Annotated in this window: 26 protein-coding genes, 1 other RNA gene and 1 other annotated feature; of the genes, 15 read left to right on the top strand and 12 right to left on the bottom strand. The window is 41.9% G+C overall.

Annotated features, from left to right (window positions below; genetic code table 11):
* Positions 1-14 precede the first annotated feature (14 nt).
* The gene (locus TY49_RS03555) at positions 15-212 is read right to left on the bottom strand and encodes a YppF family protein (protein WP_041964530.1); all 198 of its coding nucleotides are present in this window, start codon (positions 210-212) and stop codon (positions 15-17) included.
* Between the two features lie 191 nt (positions 213-403).
* On the opposite strand from TY49_RS03555, the gene TY49_RS25170 reads away from it, so the two are divergent.
* A complete protein-coding gene (locus TY49_RS25170; protein ID WP_052442076.1) occupies positions 404-982 on the top strand; it encodes a YppG family protein in 579 nt (192 codons plus the stop codon).
* An 87-nt stretch (positions 983-1,069) separates the two neighbouring features.
* Here the strand turns inward: TY49_RS25170 and TY49_RS03545 are convergent, their stop codons facing one another.
* Positions 1,070-1,543 (bottom strand): Hsp20/alpha crystallin family protein, encoded by a 474-nt coding sequence (locus TY49_RS03545; protein WP_041964529.1) that lies wholly within the window; start codon positions 1,541-1,543, stop codon positions 1,070-1,072.
* 224 nt (positions 1,544-1,767) lie between these two features.
* Here TY49_RS03545 and hcp point away from each other — a divergent pair, with 224 nt between their 5' ends.
* Positions 1,768-3,069 carry a hydroxylamine reductase gene (hcp, locus tag TY49_RS03540; RefSeq protein ID WP_041964528.1) on the top strand — a complete coding sequence of 434 codons (1,302 nt, stop codon included), beginning with the start codon at positions 1,768-1,770 and terminating at the stop codon, positions 3,067-3,069.
* 101 nt (positions 3,070-3,170) lie between these two features.
* On the opposite strand, the gene TY49_RS03535 is transcribed toward hcp, so the two are convergent.
* Positions 3,171-3,863 carry a Crp/Fnr family transcriptional regulator gene (locus TY49_RS03535; protein WP_041964527.1) on the bottom strand — a complete coding sequence of 231 codons (693 nt, stop codon included), beginning with the start codon at positions 3,861-3,863 and terminating at the stop codon, positions 3,171-3,173.
* A gap of 198 nt (positions 3,864-4,061) precedes the next feature.
* Between TY49_RS03535 and TY49_RS03530 the strand changes: the two genes are divergently transcribed.
* From TY49_RS03530 to TY49_RS03510, 7 genes are all read left to right on the top strand, one after another.
* On the top strand, positions 4,062-6,338 hold the full coding sequence (locus tag TY49_RS03530) for a DEAD/DEAH box helicase (protein ID WP_041964526.1): 2,277 nt from the start codon (positions 4,062-4,064) through the stop codon (positions 6,336-6,338).
* 15 nt (positions 6,339-6,353) lie between these two features.
* On the top strand, positions 6,354-7,631 hold the full coding sequence (locus tag TY49_RS03525) for a ribonuclease H-like domain-containing protein (protein WP_041964525.1): 1,278 nt from the start codon (positions 6,354-6,356) through the stop codon (positions 7,629-7,631).
* Positions 7,632-8,051: 420 nt separating this feature from the next.
* Positions 8,052-8,369 carry a CotD family spore coat protein gene (locus TY49_RS24110; protein ID WP_084135366.1) on the top strand — a complete coding sequence of 106 codons (318 nt, stop codon included), beginning with the start codon at positions 8,052-8,054 and terminating at the stop codon, positions 8,367-8,369.
* Positions 8,370-8,493: 124 nt separating this feature from the next.
* Positions 8,494-9,054, top strand: a complete 561-nt coding sequence (locus TY49_RS03520) for an SLOG family protein (RefSeq protein ID WP_041964524.1) — start codon at positions 8,494-8,496, stop codon at positions 9,052-9,054.
* Between the two features lie 114 nt (positions 9,055-9,168).
* On the top strand, positions 9,169-9,468 hold the full coding sequence (gene gpsB / locus TY49_RS03515; protein WP_041964548.1) for a cell division regulator GpsB: 300 nt from the start codon (positions 9,169-9,171) through the stop codon (positions 9,466-9,468).
* A gap of 83 nt (positions 9,469-9,551) precedes the next feature.
* An RNA gene (gene rnpB / locus TY49_RS24105) (RNase P RNA component class B) lies at positions 9,552-9,940 on the top strand.
* 132 nt (positions 9,941-10,072) lie between these two features.
* Entirely contained in the window at positions 10,073-11,215 is a 1,143-nt protein-coding gene (locus TY49_RS03510; RefSeq protein WP_041964523.1) for a THUMP domain-containing class I SAM-dependent RNA methyltransferase, read from the top strand.
* 52 nt (positions 11,216-11,267) lie between these two features.
* On the opposite strand, the gene TY49_RS24100 is transcribed toward TY49_RS03510, so the two are convergent.
* Positions 11,268-12,625 (bottom strand): IS3 family transposase gene (locus TY49_RS24100; RefSeq protein ID WP_156972598.1). Its coding sequence is split into 2 segments (ribosomal slippage): positions 11,268-12,172 and positions 12,172-12,625, totalling 1,359 coding nucleotides; the frame shifts between segments, so codons are not numbered across the junction.
* A 192-nt stretch (positions 12,626-12,817) separates the two neighbouring features.
* On the opposite strand from TY49_RS24100, the gene TY49_RS24515 reads away from it, so the two are divergent.
* A complete protein-coding gene (locus TY49_RS24515; protein WP_156972597.1) occupies positions 12,818-12,985 on the top strand; it encodes a hypothetical protein in 168 nt (55 codons plus the stop codon).
* 105 nt (positions 12,986-13,090) lie between these two features.
* Here TY49_RS24515 and TY49_RS03495 read toward each other — a convergent pair whose 3' ends face one another.
* The 5 genes from TY49_RS03495 to TY49_RS03475 all read right to left on the bottom strand — a co-directional run bounded on the left by TY49_RS03495 (position 13,091) and on the right by TY49_RS03475 (position 15,914).
* Positions 13,091-13,396, bottom strand: a complete 306-nt coding sequence (locus TY49_RS03495; protein ID WP_041964520.1) for a metal-sulfur cluster assembly factor — start codon at positions 13,394-13,396, stop codon at positions 13,091-13,093.
* A 13-nt stretch (positions 13,397-13,409) separates the two neighbouring features.
* Positions 13,410-14,654 (bottom strand): membrane protein, encoded by a 1,245-nt coding sequence (locus TY49_RS03490; protein ID WP_041964519.1) that lies wholly within the window; start codon positions 14,652-14,654, stop codon positions 13,410-13,412.
* A gap of 5 nt (positions 14,655-14,659) precedes the next feature.
* The gene (locus TY49_RS03485; RefSeq protein WP_041964518.1) at positions 14,660-14,875 is read right to left on the bottom strand and encodes a DUF2249 domain-containing protein; all 216 of its coding nucleotides are present in this window, start codon (positions 14,873-14,875) and stop codon (positions 14,660-14,662) included.
* Position 14,876: 1 nt separating this feature from the next.
* The gene (locus TY49_RS03480) at positions 14,877-15,116 is read right to left on the bottom strand and encodes a DUF2249 domain-containing protein (RefSeq protein ID WP_041964517.1); all 240 of its coding nucleotides are present in this window, start codon (positions 15,114-15,116) and stop codon (positions 14,877-14,879) included.
* A 108-nt stretch (positions 15,117-15,224) separates the two neighbouring features.
* Positions 15,225-15,914 carry a Crp/Fnr family transcriptional regulator gene (locus TY49_RS03475; RefSeq protein WP_041964516.1) on the bottom strand — a complete coding sequence of 230 codons (690 nt, stop codon included), beginning with the start codon at positions 15,912-15,914 and terminating at the stop codon, positions 15,225-15,227.
* A gap of 223 nt (positions 15,915-16,137) precedes the next feature.
* On the opposite strand from TY49_RS03475, the gene TY49_RS03470 reads away from it, so the two are divergent.
* The 5 genes from TY49_RS03470 (at position 16,138) to asnS (ending at position 23,503) form a co-directional block, all read left to right on the top strand.
* The gene (locus TY49_RS03470) at positions 16,138-18,501 is read left to right on the top strand and encodes a nitric-oxide reductase large subunit (RefSeq protein WP_041964515.1); all 2,364 of its coding nucleotides are present in this window, start codon (positions 16,138-16,140) and stop codon (positions 18,499-18,501) included.
* 366 nt (positions 18,502-18,867) lie between these two features.
* The gene (locus TY49_RS03465; RefSeq protein WP_041964514.1) at positions 18,868-19,101 is read left to right on the top strand and encodes a DUF2249 domain-containing protein; all 234 of its coding nucleotides are present in this window, start codon (positions 18,868-18,870) and stop codon (positions 19,099-19,101) included.
* A 120-nt stretch (positions 19,102-19,221) separates the two neighbouring features.
* Positions 19,222-20,733, top strand: coding sequence for a carboxypeptidase M32 (locus tag TY49_RS03460; protein WP_041964547.1), 1,512 nt, complete (start codon positions 19,222-19,224; stop codon positions 20,731-20,733).
* 82 nt (positions 20,734-20,815) lie between these two features.
* Positions 20,816-21,721 carry a DMT family transporter gene (locus tag TY49_RS03455; protein WP_041964513.1) on the top strand — a complete coding sequence of 302 codons (906 nt, stop codon included), beginning with the start codon at positions 20,816-20,818 and terminating at the stop codon, positions 21,719-21,721.
* A gap of 105 nt (positions 21,722-21,826) precedes the next feature.
* Positions 21,827-22,059: a binding site (T-box leader), on the top strand.
* A gap of 52 nt (positions 22,060-22,111) precedes the next feature.
* Positions 22,112-23,503, top strand: a complete 1,392-nt coding sequence (gene asnS / locus TY49_RS03450) for an asparagine--tRNA ligase (RefSeq protein WP_041964512.1) — start codon at positions 22,112-22,114, stop codon at positions 23,501-23,503.
* A gap of 504 nt (positions 23,504-24,007) precedes the next feature.
* Here asnS and TY49_RS03445 read toward each other — a convergent pair.
* The 3 genes from TY49_RS03445 to TY49_RS03435 are packed head-to-tail and all read right to left on the bottom strand — an operon-like array spanning position 24,008 to position 26,316.
* On the bottom strand, positions 24,008-25,663 hold the full coding sequence (locus TY49_RS03445) for a b(o/a)3-type cytochrome-c oxidase subunit 1 (RefSeq protein WP_041964511.1): 1,656 nt from the start codon (positions 25,661-25,663) through the stop codon (positions 24,008-24,010).
* Positions 25,663-26,139 carry a cytochrome c oxidase subunit II gene (locus tag TY49_RS03440; RefSeq protein ID WP_041964510.1) on the bottom strand — a complete coding sequence of 159 codons (477 nt, stop codon included), beginning with the start codon at positions 26,137-26,139 and terminating at the stop codon, positions 25,663-25,665. Before TY49_RS03440 ends, TY49_RS03445 begins: the two co-directional genes overlap by 1 nt.
* A 27-nt stretch (positions 26,140-26,166) precedes the next feature.
* Entirely contained in the window at positions 26,167-26,316 is a 150-nt protein-coding gene (locus tag TY49_RS03435) for a hypothetical protein (RefSeq protein ID WP_041964509.1), read from the bottom strand.
* Positions 26,317-26,871 lie beyond the last annotated feature (555 nt).

Here is a 26,871-nt window from a genome sequence, read left to right as displayed (position 1 = left end):
GTGCTTCAATCTTTTTATATGGATATTTCTTTCTGATCCTCGGGAATGAAAGCTCCTTGCAATTCCAGCTCACGAACCAGGTTCCGGTATTCTAAAATGGTAATTTCATTCTGAATGTACGATTTTTTAGTAAAATCGAGCAATTCATTTACATGTTCCGGAGTGTATTCTTTTGTCTCAGCAAATAGATTTTTTAGTTCGTGAACGTTCATTTTTCATCCTCCTCCATCATTTGAAATAATCGTATCATGAAATTGGAATGGTCATCTATTTTTCAAAAATTGAAACTTCCGACAACATATTTCATCGTTAGACAAAAACGGAAGTACCTTCCAGCCTTATCACCAACTGGGCGGCAATAACATATAATATCGTAATGAAAACTTGGAGGAGGATGTTCGCCATGTTTGGCCGCAGGAATAAGACCAATACCAATCATCCACAATGGTGGGAATATCAATATAATCACGATCCGAATTTTTTATATGGGAATAACCAAGGTTTGAACCGGCAGCAACCGCTCCCTCAACAGTATAACAATCCATATTGGAATGCGATGCCAGGAAATTGGCAACACCAATATATGCAGCAGGAGAACCCGGTGAATCCATATCTGCAACAGGGCAACCCTATGAATCCAAATATGCAACAAGGAAATCCTTATTGGAATCAGCCAAACCCGATGGCTGGAAGCAAGAATGACTATTCTAAGATGCTTTTCCAAAACCCGCTTGAACCTGAGGGAGACCCAATCTACGGGTACTATAACCCACAAGCGGATTATCAGAACTTCAACCCATATCCACAATATGCGTTCATGCCTAAGCAGCCTTCTGGCCTGCAGTCCATAATGAACTCTTTCAAAAGCCAGGATGGCAATTTGGATGTCAATAAAATGGTAGATACTGCAGGACAGATGATGAATGCCGTGACCCAGGTATCTTCGCTCGTCAAAGGTCTCGGCGGAATGTTTAAGGTCTAATTAAATAGGGTCCAAAAGGATAAACAAAACAAGCAGGCATTAGGCAGCCTGCTTGTTTATTTTGTTCGTTTTCATGAATTCGGAAAATCACTCTTGATCACTTAAAATATCAATCTTTTTGCCTTGCTTTTTTGCGATTTTGATTTCAAGCAGTCCGTCGCGATAGGAAGCACGGGTCTTTCTCTCGTTGACAGGGACTGAAAAGGGGATCGTCCTGCTTAATCGCCGCGTCGAAGCCATGTGCCTCTCCGTTTTGGCGATGTCATTGATTTCCGAAGTGACGTCAGTTTGATCGACCAGTATTGTCAGGGAGTTATTGATAATATTAATTGAAATCTGGTCTCTTTTAATTCCTGGCAATTCTGCTGTCACAATATATTCCTTTTCTGTTTCATGCACCTCAACATTGAAGTGTGAATGTGGAAAGGGCTGTCTGAAAAAATCATCAATGCTTTGCAGTATGCCTTTTACTGGCTTTTCCTGCATCAGCTGGTTCATGGATTTAAACCATTGTTCAAGGGCTTCATGCCTTTTTGGGCGGTCAGGATGGTTGGTTGCCATCGATGTACATCCTCCTCTGCAGAAATTTCTTATAATAGCTTATGGCGGGATGAATGTCCCTGTTCAAGAATGTGTAAATTTTACCTTAGAGAGAAGTCATCACTTCGCCTAACATTTTTGAACACTTTGTGAAAAATGCCTTTAGTGTGATTTAGGTCACATAACCAGAATTTTATCCTCGGTATGCTGTTACAGTAAATAACGCAGAAGAGGGGAATACACATATGTTTTGTTACCAGTGTGAACAAACGCCAACAGGAGGATGTACAGTTGTTGGTGTATGCGGAAAAGATGAAACAATCGCAAGTCTACAGGACACAATGATCTTTGCTTTGAAAGGGATCGCAGCATATAGAACGCATGCCAACCAGCTTGGATTCACTGATTCTTTTGTTGACGCAACAACCCATGAAGCATTATATATGACTTTAACTAACTCTAACTTTAATGTACAAGAACATATCGATATGGCAATGAAAGTTGGACAATCAGCGGTTCGCGTGATGGAGCTTCTGGATGAAGCGCATACGAGCCGCCTTGGTATCCCTCAGCCGGTAAAAGTCAGCCAAAATAAGATTGAAGGAAAATGTATCGTTGTAACAGGACATAATCTGTTCGCGCTTGAAGAATTACTTAAACAAACAGAAGGAAAAGGCATCAACATCTACACTCACTCCGAGATGCTTCCTGCCCATGGTTATCCTGCATTGAAAAAGTACCCGCACCTTAAGGGGAACATTGGAAAAGCCTGGTTCGACCAGCGCCGCCTGTTTGAAAAGTTCCCAGGGGCAATCCTGGCTACGACAAACTGTGTAATGCCAATCAAAGGTTCATATGCCGACCGTATGTTCACTTATGAAGTTACAGGCCTAGAGAATGTAAGAAAAATAGAAAATGATGATTTCACAATGCTTATTGAAAAAGCTTTGGAGCTTCCTGAAGCAAATATGGAATCTGAAGAAACATTAGTGACAGGCTTCCACCACGAAACAGTGATCGGGCTTGCGCCTGAAGTTATCGATGCGGTAAAGTCTGGTAAAATCAAGCGCTTCTTCGTCATTGCTGGCTGCGACGCACCAGGAAAGGGCGGAGAATACTATCGTGAGCTAGCAACATCGCTTCCTCCAGAAGCTGTTATCCTGACAACTTCATGCGGAAAGTTCCGTTTCAATGATGTAGATTATGGTGTGGTTCCTGGAACAAACATCCCTAGATATTTGGATCTTGGCCAGTGCAATAACTCTGTCTCTACTGTAAAAATCGCTAAGGCATTAGCTGATGCGTTTGATTGTGATGTGAATGAGTTGCCTGTAAGTATCGTTCTTTCTTGGTTCGAGCAAAAGGCTGTAGCGATCCTGCTTGGTTTGTTCAGTCTTGGCATCCAGGATATCCGCATTGGACCTAAGCCGCCAGAATTCATTTCTGACGGAGTGATGGAAGTTCTTCAGGAAACCTTCAACCTGAAGTTGATCACAACTGCACAGGAAGATTTGGAAACAATGATGGGGTTAAGCAAAACTGAATAAAAATAGGAACGCCCGAAGCAATTTGCTCCGGGCGTTTTATTATGGTTCTTTTAATTTTTTGATAGTAAAAGGATTATAGGGTTTGCCCATCTACTAGTAAATTAAACAAGCTCATCCATCAATACGTCCGGGTCTAATATCATGTTCCCATTGGAATCAGTCGTAATAAGTTCGTCCTTTTTCATTTTGGTCAGCGTTCTACTAACCGTTTCCCTGGTCGTCCCAATCATACTGGCGAGGTCTTTGTTTGTGAAATCAGCCTTTAACAAAATCGTGCCATCTTCCTGTTTTTCTCCATGAAGTTCACCTAGCCTGATCAAAAGCTTTATGATCTGTTCGTATGTGTTGTTCAGGATTTGTGCTTCAAGCCTTTCTTGGAGGTCAACGATTTTTTCTCCAAGTACCTTGAACACCTTGATGCTTAAGTGAGGGTTATCAACCAAAACTTTCTCAAATTGCGAAATCGGTACGACAACAAGACTTGCCTGCTCCAATACTTCGGAATAACCTGGATACCCGCCTTTTCTGAAAAAACCTACGTGTGGGAACATTTCTCCTTTTTTAAGAATAGCCACTATTTGCTCCCGGCCATTGGCATCACTTTTATAGATCTTCACTTTTCCTTCATTAATAAAATACACATTTTCAAGCGGGTCGCCCTGCATGAAAATATGGCTGTTTTTTTTCCATTCTCGTGAAATTGATATATCTACAATCTTTTCAAGTTCATGGTCTTCAAGGTCCCTGAACAGTGAAAACCTGGCTAGGACACTTTTAATTTCATTTTTATCCAAAAGAAACACCTCTATTAGCTGTTTGTCCACTCTATTTTAGCAAAAGGTTGTATTAAATGACATAACTGATTGTTTCGAGGGTGGTTGAATTGTGGATATCAAGTGATGTATGCCAAAAAATAGCAATTAGATTTATTGAACTTTTATCTTTTGCAACGAACGTTTATTCGCTAAAATAAGAATAACGAGGTGAACGCTATGAAAGTCCGGAAAAGCATGCAAGAGATTTTGCAAGAATTAAAGGTTAGTGAATCGGTAAAGAGAAATATTGTCCACTGGCATACGATTGATGAGAAAGAAGCACAGTCTGAAGAAATGCCAGAAGAATTAAGCGAGATTCTGAAAAGAGCATTAGAAAGACGCGGAATTTCCCGCCTATATACACATCAAAAGTCTTCATATGATCAAATCATGAAGGGGCAGAGCATTGTGGCTGTCACACCGACTGCATCGGGAAAGACACTGTGCTATAACCTGCCAGTAATTCAATCTATCATAAATGATCCGAATGCTAGAGCGCTGTATATGTTCCCTACAAAAGCACTGGCCCAGGACCAAAAGAGTGAGATCAACGAGCTGATCCAGGAGGCGGAGCTGGCGATCAATAGCTATACATATGACGGGGACACTCCTTCCAATATCCGTCAGAAGGTTAGGAGGGCAGGGCATATCGTTATTACAAATCCGGACATGCTCCATTCTGCGATATTGCCGCACCATACAAAATGGGTTTCACTTTTTGAGAATCTTAAGTATGTCGTCATTGACGAATTGCATATTTACAGGGGAGTTTTCGGCAGCCATGTAGCAAATGTCATTAGAAGACTGAAGAGAATCTGCAATTATTATGGAAGTGATCCCGTTTTCATTTGTACTTCAGCGACGATTGCGAACCCGTTGGAACTGGCTGAGGGGCTGACTGAAAAGGATATGGTGCTGATCGATAATAATGGAGCACCTTCAGGCCGGAAGCACTTCTTATTTTATAATCCTCCAGTTGTCAATATCCCGCTGAATGTCCGCAGGAGTGCGACACTTGAAACCAGAAGGCTCGCAGGTGAGTTTTTGAAAAATAAGATCCAGACAATCGTGTTTGCAAGAAGTAGGGTGAGGGTTGAAATCTTGCTTACTTATCTTCAGGATTTGGTCAAACACAAGTTGGGACCAAAAGCAATTAGAGGATACCGGGGCGGTTACCTTCCGACAGAAAGGCGCGAAATTGAAAAGGGCCTCCGTTCAGGTGACATATATGGGGTAGTTAGCACGAATGCTCTTGAACTAGGTGTCGATATCGGCCAGCTTCAGGTATGCATCATGAACGGTTACCCTGGAACGATTGCCAGTGCCTGGCAGCAGGCAGGCCGGGCAGGACGCCGCCACGGGGAGTCGGTTGTCATCATGGTGGCCAGCTCCAGTCCGCTGGATCAGTACGTTATCCAGAATCCTGATTACTTTTTCAACCGCAGTCCGGAAACGGCAAGGATCAATCCTGATAATTTGATTATTCTGATCGACCATATCAAGTGTGCTTCCTATGAATTGCCATTCAAAAAGGGAGACACTTTTGGTGCTGCAGAAATTGAGGAGATACTTGAATATTTGACTGAGGAGCGTATTCTTCACCAAAACGGAGACAAATGGTTCTGGATGAATGATGCATTCCCGGCACACAATATCAGCCTCCGTTCGGCATCACAGGAAAATGTCGTGATCATCGACCAGTCAGATGTAGCCAATGTCAGAGTGATTGGAGAAATGGATACTTTTTCAGCCATGACGCTGCTGCACGAAGAAGCGATTTATCTGCATCAAGGAATCCAATTCCAGGTGGAAGAGCTTGATTGGGAGGAAAAAAAGGCTTATGTCCGTGAAGTCGATGTTGATTATTTTACCGATGCCAATCTCGCTGTTCAGTTGAGCGTTCTTGAGGAAGATAAGGTCAGGGGTAATGATGAAACAGAAATCGGCTTTGGAGATGTCAGCGTTAGAGCAATGGCAACGATTTTCAAGAAGATCAGGTTTGAAACCCATGAGAATATCGGTTCTGGACCGATTTATCTTCCGGAAGAGGAGCTTCACACAAGCTCATCATGGATATCACTGAACAAAGAGTTATCCGAATTTGGCCATGACCGTCTTGAGGAAGGGTTGATAGGGACTTCTCAGGCACTAAAGCATATTGCGCCGTTATTCGTGATGTGCGACCCATCTGACGTCCATGTAGTCCCTCAGGTCAAGGCTGCACATAATGAAAAGCCAACCATCTTCTTTTATGATCGCTACCCTGGGGGGATAGGATTAAGCGAAAAAATTTATTCAGGAATAGAAGAAATTCTGAACCAAACAAAACAAATGGTCAAGAATTGCCAGTGTTCCGATGGGTGCCCGTCTTGCATCGGAACGGATACTACATCCATCCATTCTAAAAATGATGTTGTGAAATTACTGGATTTATTCCTTAAAGCTACTGTTTAGGAAAGGAGGGGGAATATGAGTCTCAAGAATAAACTGAACAGGTTGAAACCCCATATAAAAAGCGGGATCGATAAGCCAAAGGCCGAACCGGTCAAAGCTGAAAAAACCCCAGAAATCCCGTTTCTTGAGGTCTGGGAGCAGGAACAGGTTTCCCCCTTCTATTTTGATGGACAATATTGTCTAGTCAGGGAAGTAAGTTATCCGCTTGATCACCAGCATGGGCATTACCGATTCGGCGATTTGCTCGAGGCTGTTTCGCTCTGGAACAAGGAGGGGACGAAGCATCCGCTCTCTGCAGCCGGCCACACCCCCTTGGACCTGGTGTTTTTTGATACCGAAACAACCGGTCTTGGGGGAGGGGCTGGCAACACCATCTTCCTGCTTGGCCATGCGTCCATATCAGGGGATACAGTGAAGTTGAAACAGCATATCCTGCCGAATCCGGGAGCAGAAGTGGCTCTTTACCAGAGCTTTTTGATGAATGCCGATTACACGACATTAGTTACATACAATGGCAAGGCATTCGATTGGCCACAAGTCAAAACGAGGCACACCCTTGTCCGTGACCATGTGCCCAAGCTGCCTTCATTTGGTCATTTTGATTTGTATCATGCAGCGAGAAGATTATGGAAGCATAAGATCGAGCGGATGAAATTGAGCATAGTGGAACAGGAGATATTGGGTCTTGAAAGGAAGGATGACATTCCGGGCTTCTTGGCACCAATGATTTATTTTGACTTCCTTGAGAGGAAGAACCCTGAAGGATTGCTGGGTGTTATTAAGCATAATGAAACCGATATCCTGTCATTATTGACTCTCTATACACATTTAACATTCCAGATTCTGGGAAGGGACGAGACCCGAACATCACGGGAAACTTACGAAGTGGGACGCTGGTTTTCCTATCTTGGTGAGTCAGATAAAGCGAAGCAAGCATTCACTGGTCTTCTGGGCGGTGGAAATGAAGATGAGATTTCAGCTAAGCATGCACTTGCTTTTGAGCATAAAAAAAATAAAGAATGGGATAAGGCAGTCGCTTTATGGAAAGAAAGTGCAGCCAACGGGACTAAAATGCAGAGTAAAGAGGCATGTATCGAACTGGCCAAACACTTCGAACATCGTGAAAAAAAGCTTGAATTGGCTCTAGAGTATTGCCGTCTCGCTCAGGAACTTCATCAGGAAGAAAAGGGTGCTACAAAAAAAGACATGATTTTTATCCAGGAGCTCGAAAAAAGGATACAGAGGATTTCCCGAAAAGAATTTCCCGGGCAAGCGCAAAATTCGCCAAAATAAACTAGTTTTATACTAGGTTTCGTCAAGTAATCTTGAATTGTAACAAAATTTTAACATTTATCCTTTTAAATCCTGTAATATCCTGTTGTATGTATGGTTTCGACGTTGTAAAATGTAAAATTGTATGGTGTTTTAAAAACAATATAATTTTACGGGGCTGGTTTGATGTATAAAGCGGTTTTAGTTCTCTATTTTGTTGTGATCACCCTCATTGCTGTTATTTTCAGCGGGTTGAAGGACAACTTTTACACATTCCTCTAAGAATTTCATTTGATGATTTTAGGTGATTTTAATTAAATCACTAGGTGCTTGTACTGCAATTTCTCTTGAAAAATAGGTGTTTTCATTAGTACAAGACGCATCACTTCTTCATAGGCTGATAATGTAAACAATAAGTCTAAATGAAAGGAGTTATGCACTATGCACTGCAAGCCGACACATGTATTGCCAACAGTAGTTCATCCTACAAAGTGCTGTACAAACCATAACTTTACAAATAATGTGGTTCCGCATGTTCATCCAACACATACTACAAACGTAAACCACATCAATTATGATCATGTTCATTATTTCCCGCAGACACAGTCCACGGTTAATCAGGTGACACACCAGAATCATTATGGCGGACCTGGTCCGGTACCAGGCGGAGTGGCTCCAGTTGGCCCGAGACCGCGCCCGGGATTTGGCGGTCCAGGATTTGGCGGACCAGGATTTGGCGGTCCAGGATTTGGTCGATAAAATGACTTCAACAAGGGCTCCTGCAGCCCTTGTTTTTTTAAGATTTTAATGTGTAATAATTACTGTTATTAGGGAATACCTTCAATATGGAGTCCTGATTAACAAAGGTTTCAAAGGAGATTATATGGTAAAAGTAGCTGCGATATCTGGTTATAAACCTTTTGAACTTGGCGTGTTCCAGCATGATCATCCGTCAGCAGAATACATAAAAATTGCGATAAAAAAAAGCTTGCTTCCTTTAATTGAGGAAGGCCTGGAATGGGTGATGATAAGCGGACAGCTAGGTGTCGAATTATGGGCTGGCGAGGCAGTTTTCGAGCTCCAGGAAGAATATCCCGACCTTAAACTTTCTGTATTCACTCCTTTCCTGAATCAGGAGGAAACTTGGAAAGAAGCCAATAAGGAGTGGTATGAATCAGTGCTTGCTGGAGCTGACCATGTTGATTCCATCACTAAAAAGCCTTACGAAAAACCGTGGCAATTCAGGTTGAAGAACCAATTTTTTATTGAAAAAAGCGACCTGTTGGTCTTGCTTTATGATCCTGAAAAAGAAGGCAGTCCAAAATTTATATATGAAACAGCAAAAAAATATCAAGAAGCAAACGATTATGATATAAGATTAATTACATTGTATGATTTACAAATGGCTGTTGAAGAGGAACAATTGAAACAGCAGGGTTTCTAAGCATGAATTTTGCTTGCGGTGACCTCATAAACAAGCTTAATAAAAGAAAAATTGACAAATCGCTTTGTTTTTGAAAAAATAAATGTGACGATTGGGGTATATGAGGTGAATGGAATGCTATCCGATAAAATACAGTTAACTGCAAAAGATATTCTGGAAAAAGAATTCAAAACAGCGATGCGTGGTTACAAACCAGAAGATGTTGATAAATTTCTTGATATGATCATTAAGGATTATGAAGTGATGCAGTTGGAGATTGAAGAGCTGCAACAGGACAATCTTCGTCTTAAAAAGCAGCTTGATGAAGCTTCGCGCCGGCCAAGCACACAGGCAGCTGGTACAACGAATTTCGATATCCTTAAGAGGCTTTCGAATCTAGAAAAGCATGTTTTCGGCGATAAACTTTACGATTAATCCAGTATCTGCTAGTTTTTGAAATGTATTACCATTGCTTTTCAAACCTATATTTCATATAATGTTTCTTGTAGCTGTTAATAACGTTCGGGTAATCGCTGCAGCTCTGCTGCAGAGGAAAGTCCATGCTCGCACAGGCTGAGATGCCTGTAGTGTTCGTGCCTGGCCAATTCATAAGCCAGGGCAGTCGGGCTCACGCTCGGCTGACGGCCGGGAAAATGCCTAAGTCGGCAACGATATGGCATGAATACCTATAAAAGTGCCACAGTGACGGAGCCTTTCGAGAAATCGAAAGGGTGGAACGAGGTAAACCCCACGAGCGAGAAACCCAAACGATGGTAGGGGCACTTTCCTGGAGGAACTGAACGAAGGGAAGGACAGATGAGTTCTCATCTGTAGATAGATGATTACCACCGGAGTACGAGACCTATGGTCGTTTGCAGTACAAAGGTACAAAACATGGCTTACAGAACGTTATTAATGGATTTGTTTGAGTGTTTACTAAAGCTCTCCTTTTGCCAGGAGAGCTTTTTTTATGTATATTAAGTCTATTGGGCAACTTAATTAAGGGATACATAAGATATTGATTATAAAGGGTGAAACGATGAAGAATTTTGATATAATTGCGACCTCTGCGATGGGTCTTGAAGCAATCGTCGCAAAAGAAGTCCGTGACCTTGGATACGATTGTCAAGTAGAAAACGGGAAGATAATTTACAAAGGTGATGCCAGGGCAATAGCTAGAAGTAATATGTGGCTGCGTACTGCAGACAGAATCAAAATCAAGATTGGCGAATTCAAAGCCTATACATTTGACGAATTATTTGAAAAGACGAAGGCCCTTCCATGGGAAGAATTTTTACCGGAAAATGCTGAATTTCCTGTTTCGGGTAAGTCTGTAAAATCCAAGCTTTTCAGTGTTTCTGACTGCCAGGCGATCGTCAAGAAATCTATTGTTGAACGTATGAGAAAGTCTTATAAAAATACTACATGGTTTGAAGAGAACGGGCCATTGTTCAAAATAGAGGTTGCCTTGTTAAAGGATGTCGTGACTTTGACAATCGACACCAGCGGCAGTGGTCTTCATAAGCGGGGATATAGATCTGGCCAGGGGGAGGCTCCTTTGAAGGAGACACTTGCAGCAGCCCTGGTCAAGCTGACAAATTGGCATCCAGACAAACCATTCGTTGATCCGTTTTGCGGTTCTGGAACAATTCCAATCGAAGCTGCGTTAATCGGTCAAAATATCGCACCAGGGTTTAACAGAGAATTTGTTTCAGAAGCATGGCCAATTTTTCCTGATTCTATTTGGGACGAGGTAAGGATGGAAGCAGAGGACCTTGCAAATTATGACCAGCCGTTAGATATAAGCGGCATGGATATCGACCACCGTATGGTGAAAATCGCAGAAGAGAATGCCTTTGAAGCAGGGCTTGGCGATTTGATTTCCTTTAAACAAATGCGTGTGCAGGACTTTACGACTAAAAAAGAGTATGGCGTCATTGTTGGCAACCCACCATACGGTGAGCGATTGGGTGAGAAGAAAGCTGTTGAAGAAATGTACAGCCAAATGGGCAAAGCCTTTGCTCCACTTGACACATGGTCTATCTATATCCTGACATCCAATGAGGACTTTGAACAAGTATACGGAAAACCGGCAACAAAGAAACGGAAGCTGTTTAATGGATTCATCAGAACAGACTACTACCAATATTGGGGCAAACGCCCTCCAAGAGTTGAGATATAAAGACAAAGCCTCCTGCTGTGAAGTGACCCCATAATGTTAGACAGGTTATTTCTTAGGCAACTTGGAGGGCATGAGTCCGATATTGTACTGGACTCATGCCTTTTAATTTTGCCTTTATTCTTTTGTGGTTATAGTAATCTATATACTCCTTAAGCTCTTGCTTAAAATGCTCGATACTATCAAATTCGGTGTAATACAGAAATTCTGATTTCAAGATGCCAAAGAAGTTCTCAATTACCGCATTATCGTAACAGTTGCCCTTACGGGACATACTTTGTGTGATGTTATTTTTCTTTAGTTTAAGTTGGTACTTCTCCATTCGGTAGTGCCAGCCCTGATCTGAATGGATCATCAACTCATCGCCTTCCGTTAACCTTATGAATGATTGATCTAACATATCTGAGACTAGGGAATACGTCGGTCGTGAACCAAGAGTATAAGCGATAATCTCTCCATTAAATAAATCAAGCATCGGCGATAGGTATAGCTTCTCCCCGAATAATTTGAACTCGGTTATATCCGTTACCCACTTCTGATTAGGTTGCTCTGCTTTGAAATCTCTGTTTAAAATATTTGGGGCAACCTTGCCTTCTTCCCCTTTATAGGAACGATATTTCTTCATCCTGACCATGCATTTCAAGCCCAGGTCCTTCATGATTCTTTGTACTTTTTTATGGTTTACTATATGGCCGCGATTGCGCAATTCATCTCTTATACGACGGTATCCATATCGGCCCTTATGCTCATCATAGATCTCTTGAATAAGCGTTTTTAATTCAGCGTCTTTATCAGGCTTATCCAATTGTTGAACCCAATAATAGTAAGTGCTGCGCGGAATTCCTGCCAGCTTCAATAGTGACTTCACCGGAAATTCGTGCCTTAGCTCATAGACTACTTGCGTTTTGTCTTGTTTGGTGATTTTTCCTTGTTTTGAACTAAGGCATTCAACTTTTTTAAATAGGCGTTTTCCATTCGAAGGCGTTCCACTTCAGCTTGAAGTGATTCAACAGAACCTTCCTCAGGTTGTTTATGGATATTCTTCTTATTATCTTTCTTCATGGATGGACGTCCCTTTTTCTTTGGTTTCAGGGCGTCTATTCCTTCAAGTCGAAACTGTTTATGCCACATTGTAAGTGTAGAAGGAGCTGGAATATTGAAAATCGCAACTGTTTCCCTAACAGACGTCCCATTTTCGATCATATATTGAAGTACTTCCAGTTTATCTTCCACAGTATAAGTTGTATAGCGTTTTTCAAAAGCTTGTTCTCCATGGTGTTGATACTGTTGGATCCAATTGAAGAAAACCCCGTGGGAAACTCCGATTGCCTTCGCAATCGTTTTATATCCCTCTGTCCCATCTATATACCTTTTTACAGCTTGTATCTTCTCTTCCGCAGTAAACCTAGCCATAATAAAAACTGCACCTCCAGATGTTAGACTATGTGTCTAACATCAGGGGTGCAGTTCACTGAACAGGAGGCTTTTGTTTGTTTTTAGGCACATGTTTAAATACAACGACCAATTATTTTCGTGGAATAAATAAGGATGCAGGGGAATAAAATACATTTATACTTGCATTTTTTATGGAATGGAGGGATGGCAATGAATTATTCTTTTATCGACTTCCAACGGATCTCAAAAGCTCTTTCAACTAGTACCGAGGCTTTGCGTAATGAATTCCAGACTGATGAACTCCAACTGGCAGAATTGCAGGAAGCAGAAAACAACTTTCGTCAGGCATTGTCATTTGGCCTTTCAAACGCTAAATAAACATGTAAAGAAACGCTTGAATCCCAAGCGTTTCTTTTTTTTGCCCTGGTATATGAATACTTCATATATTACTCTAACAAGTTTTGATGCATGTGGGCGTCTAAATTAAAACCCCTGAAGCAGTCTTTTTCCATCCTCCGTCATGCGGTCTGGAGTCCAGGCTGGCTCCCACGTCAATTGTACGTCTGCATGGTCAATTTCTTCCATGCCTAGTACGCAATACTTAATGCCGCTGGCGATGCTGTCATGAAGAGGGCAGCCTGGAGTCGTGAGTGTCATTAAAATTTTTGCTGTGCGAGGTTCTGGAACGTCGACTTCATAAATCAAGCCCAGGTCCACAACATTAATATTCAATTCTGGATCGATCACAGTTTTTAAATTTTCTCTGATTTTTTCCTTTAATTCAGTCATTTCTAACTCCTCCTTATATAGTTACCACTTTGGCGATAATATAGCTGAACAGGACAGCCCCGATAACAATCAATCCCTGGCCGATGTAAAAGACAGGCATAAGCTTGACAATGAATGACAATAAAAGAAGTATCGTCCCGGCAGTGAACATGATGAAAAGCGGCAGTGCCAGCTTCTCATCCATCATGTCTTTTAACGCAGGAACTTTCTTTTTACCGATTTCCTTGCTGTATTTATGAGTCCACCACAGGAAAGGAACGATCTTATATAGATAACCAATGATACTGAATGCAATCCAGGATACTAAATATAATAAAATAATCGGCCCTGCCATTTTTGCAAGAAGATTTGCGGCACTTCCAGCAAAAGTGGCAAAGTGGATTAAAGTCCCGCAGCCAATCGCAAATAAGGCGAACATGAATGGACGGTCAAGCTTCTTCTTCACACGCTTATTGATGATCATTTTGACATGCCAGGTGAAAATCATGAACCCGGCAAATAGCATGAGAGTTCCCAAAACTTCGAACAGGTGGCTGCCCGTTAAGAATGATGAGATCAGAATAATCATTCCAACAACATAAACACCAAATACATATGGTGCAGGTTTCATCGAATAACCATGCGAAAGCGAAAACATCGGCACCATTTTATAAGAAAAGCCAAAGATCAGGAATGAGAACCAGCCGACAGTACCTAGCAGGATATGGGTTTTAAAAATGGCTTGATAATATTCTGAAGCAAAACCTGTCTTCATGCTAAGGACCAGTGTGATACCAAGTGTAATTGTAGCCAGGAGAGAAAAAAGTGCAGTCCCGACGAACAAAGTCAGGATATTTGGTTTTGCCTGGCTTTTAAGCGTCATGAACATCTGAAAAATGAACATCAAAATTCCGAGCAATGTCAGGATCCCAGGAATCAAGGCATCCTGTGGACGAAGGTACAGCGCCGCTGCGAAAGATACAATACCTGCAGTCGTTACCGCAAACTGCCAAAAGCCGAATTTTTCGTTCCAAATCGGTGTCAGGAATGCGACAGGCACCAGCTGGTACATCGCCCCCATAGCTACCATCAGGGCCCAGCCTAGCACGAAAAGATGTGCAGCAGACCAGATTGCCGGCAATCGGAACACGCCGGAAACAAGAAGGTCACCGTTCAGCAGGATCAGCAGCTGTGAAAGGATTAACGCCAGCATGCTGAAGCCGATAAATGAAAAAGGAAGCTTTATATTAGTTTCGTTTCCACTGCTTTGCTGAAACATTTGAATCACCCCGCTTTTCGGGAAATAGTCACGCGATAGCTGCCATCTTCTTGCTGTTCGGTCAAATATAAAAACCCAAGTTCATCCAGCTGTTCGAAGAGAAACATCGGACGGCGGTCATTGATGATGATAAGCGTCTGACCTGCCTCAAGCTCTTCAAGCTTTGCCAGCGTCCTCATCATCGGCTGTGGCGGTTCTAGACCTCTATTGTCCAGTATCATCCTATTTCCCTCCCTTTTTGGTAAAAGTGATTTTATAATGTTTTGCCTCGATTTTTTCGACTTCGTGTTCAAATCCCTTTGCTTTTAAAACGCCATAGAGCGGTACAGGCTTAAAAGGAGCATGGAGGATCAGGCTGTCATTCAATTGCAGATCGCCAATAGATTCCATGATTTTTTGGAAAGGCTCCAGCTTGTTATTGATATCCTCACGCACATCCAATTCAATCGTCTTGTGTTCCATATCATTCAGCTCCTCGATACTATAGTTGGTATGATTAAATGATAATCATTTTCACTCTTTTCTTCAGTGATGCGCATCACTTAACCGTAGAAAAAACTCTTTTTCCTGCTAAAACAACTCCTGATGCAATTTTTCATGGTCGATTAAATAGTAACCGTCAGAATCCAAGCTTAAGTAATCTTTCTTTTTTAAATGGTTGATGGTTCTGCTGACGGTTTCTCTGGAGGTACCAATCATGTTGGCGAATTCTTTATTGGTAAAATGGGTTGTTAATTTAAATCCTTGTTCGCTCTTTTCTCCATTTGTCTTGCATAGGCGGAGCAGCAGCATGATGATCTGTTCGTACGTATTATGAAGAATCTGCTCCTCGAGTCTAGCCTGCAGGTCGACGATTTTCTCGCCAAGGACACGGAATAACTTAATAGAAAGTTCGGGGTAGGCAACAAGTATTTCCTCGAATTTTGAGATAGGTACGATGATCATCTGTGTGTCTTCCATTATTTCCGCATGTGCAGGATATTGGCCTTTTCTGAAGAAGCCGGCGTGAGGGAACATTTCACCTGATTCAAGGACTGAAACAATTTGTTCTCTGCCTGATGAATCTGTTTTATAAATTTTAACCTTTCCTGAATAGATGAAGAAAACCCGGTCAAGCGGATCTCCTTGCATGAAAGCATACATTTTATTTTTAAAGAATCTTGGCTGGGCGATTTCAACAATCGGATCCATCTCATCTGCTGATAATTCTTTGAAAATAGGAACTTCTTTTAATTGCTGCCTGATTTGTGATATGTGCATATTAATCTGCTCCTCAATAAAATGGATTAATTATCTACCATGAATTGTATCAAGCTATCCGGGAGCATTAAGTGACCTGAATCATATTTTGACGTTTTTATGAAATTAATTATCGTTGCTGTGTGAAAAATCACACCAAACAAATGAGGAACTTCACAAACTTAACTTCCACTTCCCTTTATGCTTAGGTTGTAAATCAAACAGGGAAGGGGATGTATGGTAGATGGAAATCCAGCATGGAACATCCACGAAGGCAGTGGTTAAGAAAAATAGAAACTCACTGTTGAAATCCGTACTCATCATTACATTATTACTTAGCTTTACAGTACTCCTGACAGGAGGTTACTGGATCTTTAAAGATATGGCTCCGAGACCGCTTGAAGTCACAAGCGAAAAGGGAGAGGTAATTTTAACAAAAGAAAACATCATGGGAGGGCAGGCTGTCTTTCAGAAATATGGTTTGATGGATTATGGAACTGTGTTAGGGCATGGATCCTATATGGGGCCGGATTATACAGCAGAGGCACTGAAGATTTATACTGACGGAATGCATGACTTCAGGTCACAAGAAAAATATAGTAAAGATTTCAAAGATTTATCGGGTGATGAACAAACGATCATCCGTGACAATGTCATGAAGGAAATGCGTGAAAATCGTTATGTGCCGGATACTGATAAGCTGGTGCTGACAGATGCACAAATACATGGGCACGATAAGGTAAGGGAATTCTATCATACTATTTTTACTGAAGGTGACCAGTGGGGTCTAAAACCAGGGTTAATCCAGGAAAAGCATATGCCGGACGGTGAACGCGCCTGGGTTTCGAAAGGCGATCAGATTGAACAAATTGCTGATTTCTTTTTCTGGACTGCCTGGCTTTCAAGTACAGAGAGACCAAACGATGATATTACTTATACCAATAACTGGCCATATTATGAGGACGCAGGAAACACAATGTCATTTTCGGCAATCTGGTGGAGCGGGGCGAGTGTGACAATATTGATCTTGTTCGTGGGCTTGATCCTGTTTATCTTCTATCGATATCACCTGGGAATGCAAGAAGCTTATACAGCCGGGAACTTCCCTATAATTGATTTGAGGAAGCTGCCGCTTACTTCTTCACAGATAAAGACAGGTAAATATTTCGCGGTTGTATCTGTGCTGTTCTTTGTACAGGCAATGTTCGGAGCGCTTCTTGCGCATTATTATATCGAGCCCGATAGCTTCTTTGGAATGAAATGGGTCCATGATATCCTGCCATTCAACATTACAAAAGGTTTCCATCTGCAGCTCGCGATATTGTGGATTGCAACGGCCTGGCTTGGAATGGGAATTTTCATCGCTCCGCTAGTCGGCGGTCATGAACCGAAACGTCAGGGTTTACTTGTTGACATTCTTTTCTGGGCATTGGTTGTTCTTGTCGCCGGCAGCATGAATGGCCAATGGCTTGGTGCAAACGGCTACCTGGGTAACAATTGGTTCTTGTTGGGCCACCAGGGCTGGGAATACCTGGAGCTGGGACGCATTTGGCAGTATATTCTTGCAACCGGAATGCTGATTTGGCTGTTCATCGTATTCCGCGGTATCAAGAGCGGTTTGAAGAGGGAATCAGACAAAGGCGGCTTGATTCACTTATTGTTCTACTCAGCAATTGCTGTACCAGCTTTTTACTTCTTTGCTTTCATGATCAATCCAGGTACACACTTTACCTTCGCTGACTATTGGCGCTGGTGGATCATCCATCTTTGGGTTGAAGGTATTTTCGAAGTTTTCGCCGTTGTTGTCATAGGCTTCCTGATGGTACAAATGAAGCTTGTCACGAAAAAATCAACAATTAAAGCATTATACTTTCAGTTGATCTTGTTGATGGGAGCAGGGGTCATTGGAATCGGCCATCATTATTATTACAATGGTTCTTCCGAAGCCTGGATTGCGCTAGGATCTGTTTTCTCGGCGCTTGAAGTCATCCCATTGACCTTGCTGATTCTGGAAGCATATGAGCAGTACAAAATGATGAGAGATGGGGGAGTCGATTTCCCTTACAAAGGTACTTTCTGGTTCTTGATTTCTGTAGCAATCTGGAACCTGGTTGGTGCAGGGGTACTCGGATTCCTGATCAACCTTCCTGCAGTGAGTTTCCTTGAACACGGTCAGTTCCTGACACCGGCCCATGGCCACGCAGCGATGATGGGTGTGTACGGTATGTTCGCAGGGGCAGTATTGGTTTACTCATTGCGCAATATTGTTAAACCTGAAAAGTGGAGTGACAGGTGGGTTAAATTCATTGTCATCATGCTGAACGTAGGCTTGGCTGGCATGGTATTCCTGTCATTGCTGCCAGTGGGATACCTACAGTTAAAAGAGGCATACTTCAATGGTTATGCAGCATCACGTTCATCTCAGTTCTTACAGCAGGAAACGGTTGAAATGCTGCTGACACTGAGAGCGATCCCAGATACAATCTTCTTGATTGGTGTAGCTGCATTGGCAGTATTCAGCGTAAAAGCTCTCTTTAACCTCCGAAAAGTGACACATAAAGAAGAAGAACAGCTGCCAGTAAAAGATTTGGCTGTTGATGAAGATTAATAGTAAAACCGCAAAGCGTCATCGCTTTGCGGTTTTTATTATGCTTTGTGTTCCCCTTCTTTTCACACTCAAAACAAAGTACTTTCCCATCTTTATGTACACCATTCAAAAAACCATCCATGCAAAAAATCTCTTTTCCACAATGATCGCAGCTCCCTACTAACTCTTTCAAAAAAAACCCCTCCCATTTTAGAGTTCTCTCTAATCACATAAGTTCCTCTTTTTTGAAAGATGAATTCTCAAATATTACTTATCCTGTTGATGAAAGAAGTCATAGTCAAACTGTGACCACGCTCACTACAAGGGGATAATAGTATTTATATAATGAAAATGTAAAGAAAATCAGTAAATAAAGGAGAGAGGGAAATGACTTTCAACGTTATTATTAATGTACCTGATTATGCACCAAGGGAAAAACATTCTACTATATTCCAAAACTTTGATTCTCTGAAAAAGGGAGAATTCATGCAAATCGTCAATGATCATGACCCTAGACCGCTTCAATACCAATTCATGATGGAGCGTCCGGAAGCATTTTCATGGGAGTACCTTGAAGAAGGCCCAAAAACATGGCGTGTGGCAATCGGAAAAACGAAGTAACCGAAAAAAAACATCCTCTGATTCTGAAACAACAGGTTCGCCTGTTGTTTTTATTTTTCGCAAACCTAAATTTCAGAAAAGTATGATAAGATAAACAGGAAAGAGAAAAATGAGGTGAAAATGATGAGTGATGTAAAGCAGACAGAAAAGAAATTTTTGGATTATGTCAAAAAAATGGCTGCCTATGGTGAGGCGCTATCATTAATTTATTGGGATTTAAGGACAGGAGCTCCGAAAAAAGGGGCAGAGCAGCGTTCAGAAGTGATTGGGGTACTTTCTTCCGAGCTGTTTAACATGTCAACTTCAGAAGAAATGGCATCATACATAGCACGTCTTTCAAATGAACAAAGTTTATCTGAAATTACCCGTAAAACACTGGATGAGTGCAGAAAGGATTATGACCGTAATAAGAAAATCCCTGCTGATGAATATCGAGAATATGTGATTCTTCAATCAAAGGCAGAAACAGTTTGGGAAGCAGCGAAGGCTGAGTCCGATTTTGAAATGTTCAGTCCTTATCTTGAAAAACTAGTTAATACGACAAAGAAATTCATTGGTTACTGGGGATATGAAGGAAATAAATACAATACACTGCTAGATATGTATGAGCCTGGTGTTACTGTCGAGGTCCTCGATCAGGTATTTGGCGACCTTCGTGAAAAAATTGTTCCACTCGTTCAGCAGATTTCCAGTTCAAAAACTAAACCTGAAACAGGATTCTTGTTCAAGAACTTTCCTAAAGACAAGCAGCGTGGATTCAGCCTCGAAATCCTGAAACAAATGGGTTATGACTTTGATGCTGGACGTCTTGATGAAACGGTCCATCCGTTTGCGATGGGGCTTAACCCTGGAGATGTAAGGGTTACGACAAAATATGATGAATCAGATTTCCGGACAGCTGTTTTCGGTACAATTCATGAAGGCGGACACGCTCTTTATGAACAAAACATTTCTGAAGAGCTAGTCGGCACTCCTTTGAGTTCTGGCACATCCATGGGAATCCATGAATCACAGTCGCTCTTCTATGAGAACTTTGTTGGGCGCAATTACTCTTTCTGGAAGCACAACTACAGCTTGCTGCAGGAGTATTCAGAAGGTCAGTTTTCCGGAGTGGAAGTAGAGGATTTCTATCGTGCAGTCAATGAGTCCAAACCAAGCTTGATCCGAATTGAGGCCGATGAGCTAACGTATCCTTTGCATGTAATGGTGCGATATGAGATTGAAAAAGGCTTGTTCAACGATGAAATAGAAGTTAAGGATCTTCCGCGGATCTGGAATGATAAATATGAGCAGTATCTCGGAATCAGGCCTGAAAATGATGCAGAGGGAGTCCTACAGGATGTCCATTGGGCAGGAGGCAGCTTTGGCTATTTCCCTTCTTATGCATTAGGCTACATGTATGCCGCTCAGTTCAAGAATGCCATGCTGAAAGATTTACCGAATTATGAGGAGTTGCTAGAACAGGGAAATCTTCAGCCTGTTAAAGAATGGATGACGGAGAACGTCCATAAGCATGGAAAAATGAAAAAGCCCCTTGAAATTTTGACAGATGTAACAGGTGAGGGACTCAACGCCCAATACCTGGTAGATTACCTATACGAAAAATACAATAAGGTATATCAATTAGTCTAAGATAAATCTTTTTAAAAATTAAGAGCCTTAGTAAAATAAGATGGCAATATTTCTGCCATCTTTTCTTGTGTGGTGAAACCTATTGTCCAGGAAATTACCTTATATAATGATTGCATTTGCGGCGGCGATGTGGGGTCTGATTGCTTTTTTTGTAAAGGGCCTTACTACTGCCGGATTCAGTGCAATGGAAATCGTGGCAATTAGAGTGGTGACAGCTGCCGTCATTCTGATTCTGGTGGGTTTAGCAAACTATCGTAATCATTTAAGGATTAAAGTGAAAGATTTGTATCTTTTTATTGGCACAGGAATATTCAGTATTGTCTTTTTCAACTGGTCGTACTTTACGGCCATCAATCTAATGAATATTCCAATAGCTGTCGCCCTGCTGTATACTTCTCCTGCTTTCGTGGCGATCTTATCTTTTTTCTTCCTGAAGGAAAAGATTAATAGAAAAAAACTTATGGCGATTATCTTGACGGTGATTGGCTGTACACTTGCCGCAGGAATCACAGGGCAGGGGGGGACTTCATTTTCTGTCATCAGCCTCCTGATTGGTCTTGGAGCAGGATTTGGTTATGCGCTGTACAGTATTTTTGGTAAAGTTGCCTTGAGGAGTTATCATCCTTTTACTGTCACATTATATACATTCATTGTCGCAAGCGGGGCACTTTTGCCGACCACTGGAATTGTTAGCAAGGCAGCAGTTATTTTCACTGGCGATATATGGCTTTATGCATTAGGCTTGGGGATATTCCCAACTGTGCTCGCTTACTTTGCATACTCCTGGGGCCTTGAAAGAACGGAAAGCAGTACAGCTGCAGTAGTTGCTACACTGGAGCCCGTCGTTGCCACCATACTAGGAATGATGGTGTACGGTGACAGATTGGGTGGTATGCAGCTGCTTGGGTCAGCACTCATTATCATATCTGTAGTATCGATCAATATCTCAATTCCGATCAGGAAGCAAAAAAAGCCCTTCACTGTGTGATTTAATCTCTTGAGACAAAATGCATATAAATTAGAGGCAACTAGACAAAGGATTATGTTTTGTGATAAATTATTACAGTAAAAATCCTTTTGATAACTACATATTTTTAAATCGATGAAAAGGAAAGTAGTTTTTGCTATATTCGATAGCGAGCTGGGGACGGTGGAAGCCTGGCGATGCAGCATAAATGAAGAACACCTTTGAGTTCTAACCGAAAGAGATAACTTGAGTAGGCTTAGACGTTTCCAGCACGTTATAGACTGGGATAGCAGTAGTAAAGTTGGTCATTTTATGACAATTTGGGTGGTACCGCGGAAGTTCAGCCTTTCGTCCCTATTTTGGGGATAGAAGGCTTTTTTTATTGCAAAAAATACTCTGAGGAGGCTAATTATGATTAAGACGGTAGTAAAAGATTTATACAGGAATCAAGAAAATTTTAAAGACAAAACTGTTCAAATTACAGGATGGATCCGTACTCTTCGCGATTCTAAAACCATTGGCTTTATGGAGTTGAACGATGGAACATTCTTTAAGAGTGTACAGGTTGTTTTTGAAGATACCCTTGATAACTTCAAAGAAATTACAAAGTTGCCTATCAGCTCTTCTGTTTTAATAGAAGGTGAATTTGTACCTACTCCTGACATGAAACAGCCTTTTGAAATTAAAGCGACAAAAATTGTGGTCGAGGGATTGTCGGATACAGATTATCCTATACAAAAAAAGAGACATACACTTGAATATTTGAGAACTATCGCTCATTTACGTCCGAGAGCCAACGCGTTCTCAGCCGTTTTCAGGGTAAGATCTCTTGCGTCATATGCCCTTCATAAATTCTTTCAAGACAAAGGGTTTGTCTATGTACATACACCAATTATTACCGGAAGCGATACTGAAGGAGCCGGGGAGATGTTCCGTGTAACATCAATGGACTTGAACCAGCTTCCAAAAAATGAAGACGGAAAAGTGAATGAAAGTGCAGATTTCTTCGGCAAAGAAACCAACTTAACCGTGAGCGGTCAATTGAATGCAGAAAGCTTTGCTCTTGCTTTCCGTAATGTGTATACCTTTGGTCCAACATTTAGGGCGGAAAATTCAAATACCGCACGACATGCCGCAGAATTCTGGATGGTCGAGCCAGAAGTTGCCTTTGCAGAATTACCGGATATCATGGATCTTGGAGAAGAAATGGTCAAGTATGTCATTGATTACGTTTTTGAGCATGCACCAGAAGAAATGGCATTCTTTAACAGCTTTATTGATAAAACGCTTATTGAAAGATTGCAGAATGCATTAGAATCAGATTTCGGAAGGGTTACTTATAGCGAAGCTGTTGAAGTATTAAAGAACTCAGGCAAGGAATTTGAATACCCTGTTGAATGGGGTACGGATTTGCAAACGGAACATGAACGTTACCTTAGCGAGGAAATTTACAAGCGTCCTGTCTTCGTAACCGACTATCCGAAAGAAATTAAAGCATTTTATATGCGCGCGAATGAGGATGGCAAGACAGTTGCCGCGACAGACCTTTTGGTTCCCGGTATTGGCGAGTTAATCGGCGGCAGCCAGCGTGAGGAAAGAGAAGAAGTCCTAGCAAATCGAATTAAAGAACTTGGTATGTCGGAAGAAGATTACTGGTGGTATCTAGAGCTTAGAAAGTACGGCAGCACCAAGCACTCTGGCTATGGAATCGGGTTCGAACGACTTGTCATGTATCTAACCGGAATGAAGAACATCCGCGATGTCATTCCATTCCCTCGTACACCAGGAAATGCTGATTTTTAATTGAATAGTTGTAAAAATGAAAAACAGGATGCCGAGGCATCCTGTTTTTTGGGTGAAAGCTGATAATAAATAAGCTCTGTTATAGAAAAATGTTATTTTTCAACTCCTGATGAGTGTAGTAGAAGGCGCGAAGACTCCTCCGAAAATGCTATCGCATTTCCGTCGTGCGTGGGGAAAATTCGAGGAAGCTAATCAATGTCCTGCGGGATAAGCAAGTCATGGGGAGACCTAGGTTGAAATGGTCCACGTGAGGGACCAATTAACCCCGCAGGCGCTTAAAGAGCTGAGGAGGCTCCCACGACTGCCAGGAAGAATTTGATCTTTGTAAAAGCCGGCAGTTGGTCTTTTACATAATTCTTCCCCGCGTAAAGCTAAGCGCATGGAACGAAAATCAACAGCCAAGTTTAATAGAGCCTATAAATAAAAAACAGGGTGTGAAATCTTTTACAATTTCATACCCTGTTTTGGTTCATTTTTTGCATTGTAGACTCAAAAAGAGAACTTTTAGAAGAATTTATATCCCTTCGATCCAATAGGTGCATTTTCGATCATATCGATGAACGGTATTGTGTATGCGAACAGGATTAAAAGAACAGTGATGCCAAGCCATAGCTTCCAGTTTTCAAATACCATCGGAGTCTTCTCAGCCTGATCAGCAACTTCTCCAACAGGGAACTCTTCTTCACCTTTAGGTGCGAAGAATGCAAGGTTAATGAAGATGTAAAGCATCAGGATGATTCCAAGGAACAGGATTGATCCTCCGACTGCCTGTGCAATCTGGTAAGGAATCCATTCAGCAGCTTGCTCTGAACCGCCATAGGTAGAGAATGATGAACGGCGTGGAGCTCCAAGCAGGCCGGCTGCGTGCATTGCGCCAGACATGAATGTCATTCCGATTGCCCAAACAATCCCCTGGATAATCGCAAGTTTATTCATGGCTTTTGTAAGAACCCTTCCAGTAAGGTGAGGGACTAGCCAATAAGAAATCCCGAAGAAAGTCAGGATGACAGAAGTTGCAAGAGTCAAATGGAAATGTCCTGTAACCCAGATTGTATTGTGTACTACCTGGTTCAACTGGTGGGAAGCGTTGACTAGTCCGCCAGCACCAGCAGGGATAAATGCAAGCATACCGATGAATGGCACTGCGAATCGGGCATCACCCCAAGGAAGCTTTTTCACCCAACCAAATAAGCCGGTAGAACCTTTAGAACGTCCAAACATTTCAAATGTCGCAAACAATGAGAATGCGGTCATCAATGATGGGATAACAACAAGGAATGTCAAAATAACCTGAAGGAACTTCCATGCTGGGTCAATACCTGGTTCCATCAACTGGTGGTGGAAACCTACTGGAATCGAGAACAACAAGAACAGGATGAACGACATCCTTGCTAATGAATCAGAGAAAATCTTTCCGCCAATGATTTTTGGTACGATTGCGTACCAAGCCATATATGCAGGTAATAGCCAGAAGTACACAAGAGGGTGGCCGAAATACCAGAACAATGTACGGCTAACGAGAACATCTACACGCTCTACAAGGCCCAGTGACCAAGGAAGCAATTGGAATAGTACTGTTGCAGCAACACCGATCGTTGCTACGATCCACATAAGCGTGTTGACAAGTGACATGAAAGTCAGCAGCGGGCTAGGCTTTCCAGGATTAGCTTTTCTCCATGAAGAGTAAGCCATGATGATTGCGGCACCGTCAATCCAGCTTCCGACGATTACAAGTGTAAGTCCTAAGTAAAAGAGTGCGTGGGCTTGTAATGGTGCGTAGAATGTATAAAGAACAGAAGCCTGGTTTGTCAGGATCATGATAGCAGCCATTACAGTACCGATCGTCATCGTCCAGAAACCAATCCAGCCAGTCTTTCGCTGTTTATCAGTTAATGTTCCGGATGTTTTGCTCACAAGAGAGAGCTGGAATCCCATAATGAAAAATGTTGTAAGCACGAGTCCAAGTACGACACCATGGATGGTCAGGATTTGGTAGTATCCTGTCCATGAAGGTAATTCGAATTTCCCAGAGCGGACAAGTGTCTGGAGCAACCCTGCAAGACCACCGATTGCAAGAGCGATGAAAGCGACATAAAAGTGGGCCATTGCCAATTTGCCGTCTCGGCGGTCAACAACTGTCTTTACTGATTCTGTATTCATTATTCTACCACCTCGATTTTAGACGACATCATGTGGTGGCCGACACCACAATACTCATTACAAACAATCAGATAATCGCCGGCTTTATCAAACGTTGTGACATACTCACTGATGTAGCCAGGCTCAAGCATCATGTTAATATTTGTTCCTGCAACCTGAAAGCCGTGAATTACATCCTTCGTAGTCGCAATCACTTTTACTTTAGCTCCTTTTGGAACTTCTACCTGTCCAGGGTTGTAGGCAAATGCGGATGCTACAAAAACAAGTTCGTAATCCCATTCTTTTCCTTCAACCTTCTTCAGTCCCGGCTTATCGAAAGGTGCTGTAGTATCTACCTTTTCAGGATTGATTGTTGCAAGACAGCTTGGTGGCTGGTTGCCTAAATAGAAAGCGCTGACCCCAATTACACTTAGGAATACGATCAAGGTCGTAATTCCGAATATCAGCCAGATTTTTTCAAATTTATGAATGTGCATAGCTTCTTTCTCCCCTTTTGGTCTCTCTTAAAAACGATCAACAAATAAGAAATAAACGCCTACCCAAGTAACGATTAAAAAGAATCCTAACAAGAAAACGGATGCAAGTGTTCCTTTCAAGGAAGATTGGTCTTCCACCTTTGTTTGTGTTTTCTTCCCGATTCCAGGCTGAGCCATTCCGGTCCACTCCCTTCGTATAAAATGTTCGTTTATAAATGATAAGTACATTCTCATAATACAAAACAATTTGGAATCGTAAATACGGTTTCAGACAGTTCACAAATTGTTCATACCTGATATATTTACTATGTTAATGGTGAAAACGCGTCAACACAGTGATTTAAGTCACATGGTACGAGGGGTAATTGTGAATAATCTGTGAAAATCATCATGTGAAACAGTGAGCGAAATCACAAACTAACGGATTAGGATGTGATAGATCGACTTGACATTGGAGAACAAAGGAATCATGACAACTTTGTCCACTTCATCAATCAAACCTGTCAAAAAAACAGAAGAATCATGACAGCTTTGTCCTCAGCATCATCAAACCTGTCATAATAACCGTGGAATCATGACAGCTTTGTCCTCAGCATCATCAAACCTGTCAAAATAACTGTGTAATCATGACAGCTTTGTCCTCAGCACCATCAAAGCTGTCAAAATAACTGTGTAATCATGACAGCTTTGTCCTCAGCACCATCAAAGCTGTCAAAAAAAACAGAGGAATCA

Source organism: Mesobacillus selenatarsenatis SF-1 (assembly GCF_000813125.1).
Lineage (GTDB): Bacteria > Bacillota > Bacilli > Bacillales > Cytobacillaceae > Mesobacillus > Mesobacillus selenatarsenatis.
Note: the sequence above shows the minus strand (reverse complement) of the source record. Positions and strands in the feature narration are given on the sequence as shown.

Coding starts and splice junctions, on each gene's coding strand:
- TY49_RS03475 (WP_041964516.1), bottom strand. CDS start 15,914: ATGCACATATCACAAATCAGGCAGCAATTAAAAGAAGTTCCTATTTTC.
- TY49_RS25170 (WP_052442076.1), top strand. CDS start 404: ATGTTTGGCCGCAGGAATAAGACCAATACCAATCATCCACAATGGTGG.
- TY49_RS03530 (WP_041964526.1), top strand. CDS start 4,062: ATGAAAGTCCGGAAAAGCATGCAAGAGATTTTGCAAGAATTAAAGGTT.
- TY49_RS03485 (WP_041964518.1), bottom strand. CDS start 14,875: ATGATACTGGACAATAGAGGTCTAGAACCGCCACAGCCGATGATGAGG.
- TY49_RS24515 (WP_156972597.1), top strand. CDS start 12,818: ATGAATTATTCTTTTATCGACTTCCAACGGATCTCAAAAGCTCTTTCA.
- TY49_RS03490 (WP_041964519.1), bottom strand. CDS start 14,654: ATGTTTCAGCAAAGCAGTGGAAACGAAACTAATATAAAGCTTCCTTTT.
- TY49_RS03510 (WP_041964523.1), top strand. CDS start 10,073: ATGAAGAATTTTGATATAATTGCGACCTCTGCGATGGGTCTTGAAGCA.
- TY49_RS03465 (WP_041964514.1), top strand. CDS start 18,868: ATGACTTTCAACGTTATTATTAATGTACCTGATTATGCACCAAGGGAA.
- gpsB (WP_041964548.1), top strand. CDS start 9,169: ATGCTATCCGATAAAATACAGTTAACTGCAAAAGATATTCTGGAAAAA.
- TY49_RS03555 (WP_041964530.1), bottom strand. CDS start 212: ATGAACGTTCACGAACTAAAAAATCTATTTGCTGAGACAAAAGAATAC.
- TY49_RS03445 (WP_041964511.1), bottom strand. CDS start 25,663: ATGAATACAGAATCAGTAAAGACAGTTGTTGACCGCCGAGACGGCAAA.
- TY49_RS03525 (WP_041964525.1), top strand. CDS start 6,354: ATGAGTCTCAAGAATAAACTGAACAGGTTGAAACCCCATATAAAAAGC.
- TY49_RS03440 (WP_041964510.1), bottom strand. CDS start 26,139: ATGCACATTCATAAATTTGAAAAAATCTGGCTGATATTCGGAATTACG.
- TY49_RS24110 (WP_084135366.1), top strand. CDS start 8,052: ATGCACTGCAAGCCGACACATGTATTGCCAACAGTAGTTCATCCTACA.
- TY49_RS03520 (WP_041964524.1), top strand. CDS start 8,494: ATGGTAAAAGTAGCTGCGATATCTGGTTATAAACCTTTTGAACTTGGC.
- asnS (WP_041964512.1), top strand. CDS start 22,112: ATGATTAAGACGGTAGTAAAAGATTTATACAGGAATCAAGAAAATTTT.
- TY49_RS03435 (WP_041964509.1), bottom strand. CDS start 26,316: ATGGCTCAGCCTGGAATCGGGAAGAAAACACAAACAAAGGTGGAAGAC.
- TY49_RS03480 (WP_041964517.1), bottom strand. CDS start 15,116: ATGGAACACAAGACGATTGAATTGGATGTGCGTGAGGATATCAATAAC.
- hcp (WP_041964528.1), top strand. CDS start 1,768: ATGTTTTGTTACCAGTGTGAACAAACGCCAACAGGAGGATGTACAGTT.
- TY49_RS03460 (WP_041964547.1), top strand. CDS start 19,222: ATGATGAGTGATGTAAAGCAGACAGAAAAGAAATTTTTGGATTATGTC.
- TY49_RS03470 (WP_041964515.1), top strand. CDS start 16,138: ATGGAAATCCAGCATGGAACATCCACGAAGGCAGTGGTTAAGAAAAAT.
- TY49_RS03495 (WP_041964520.1), bottom strand. CDS start 13,396: ATGACTGAATTAAAGGAAAAAATCAGAGAAAATTTAAAAACTGTGATC.
- TY49_RS03545 (WP_041964529.1), bottom strand. CDS start 1,543: ATGGCAACCAACCATCCTGACCGCCCAAAAAGGCATGAAGCCCTTGAA.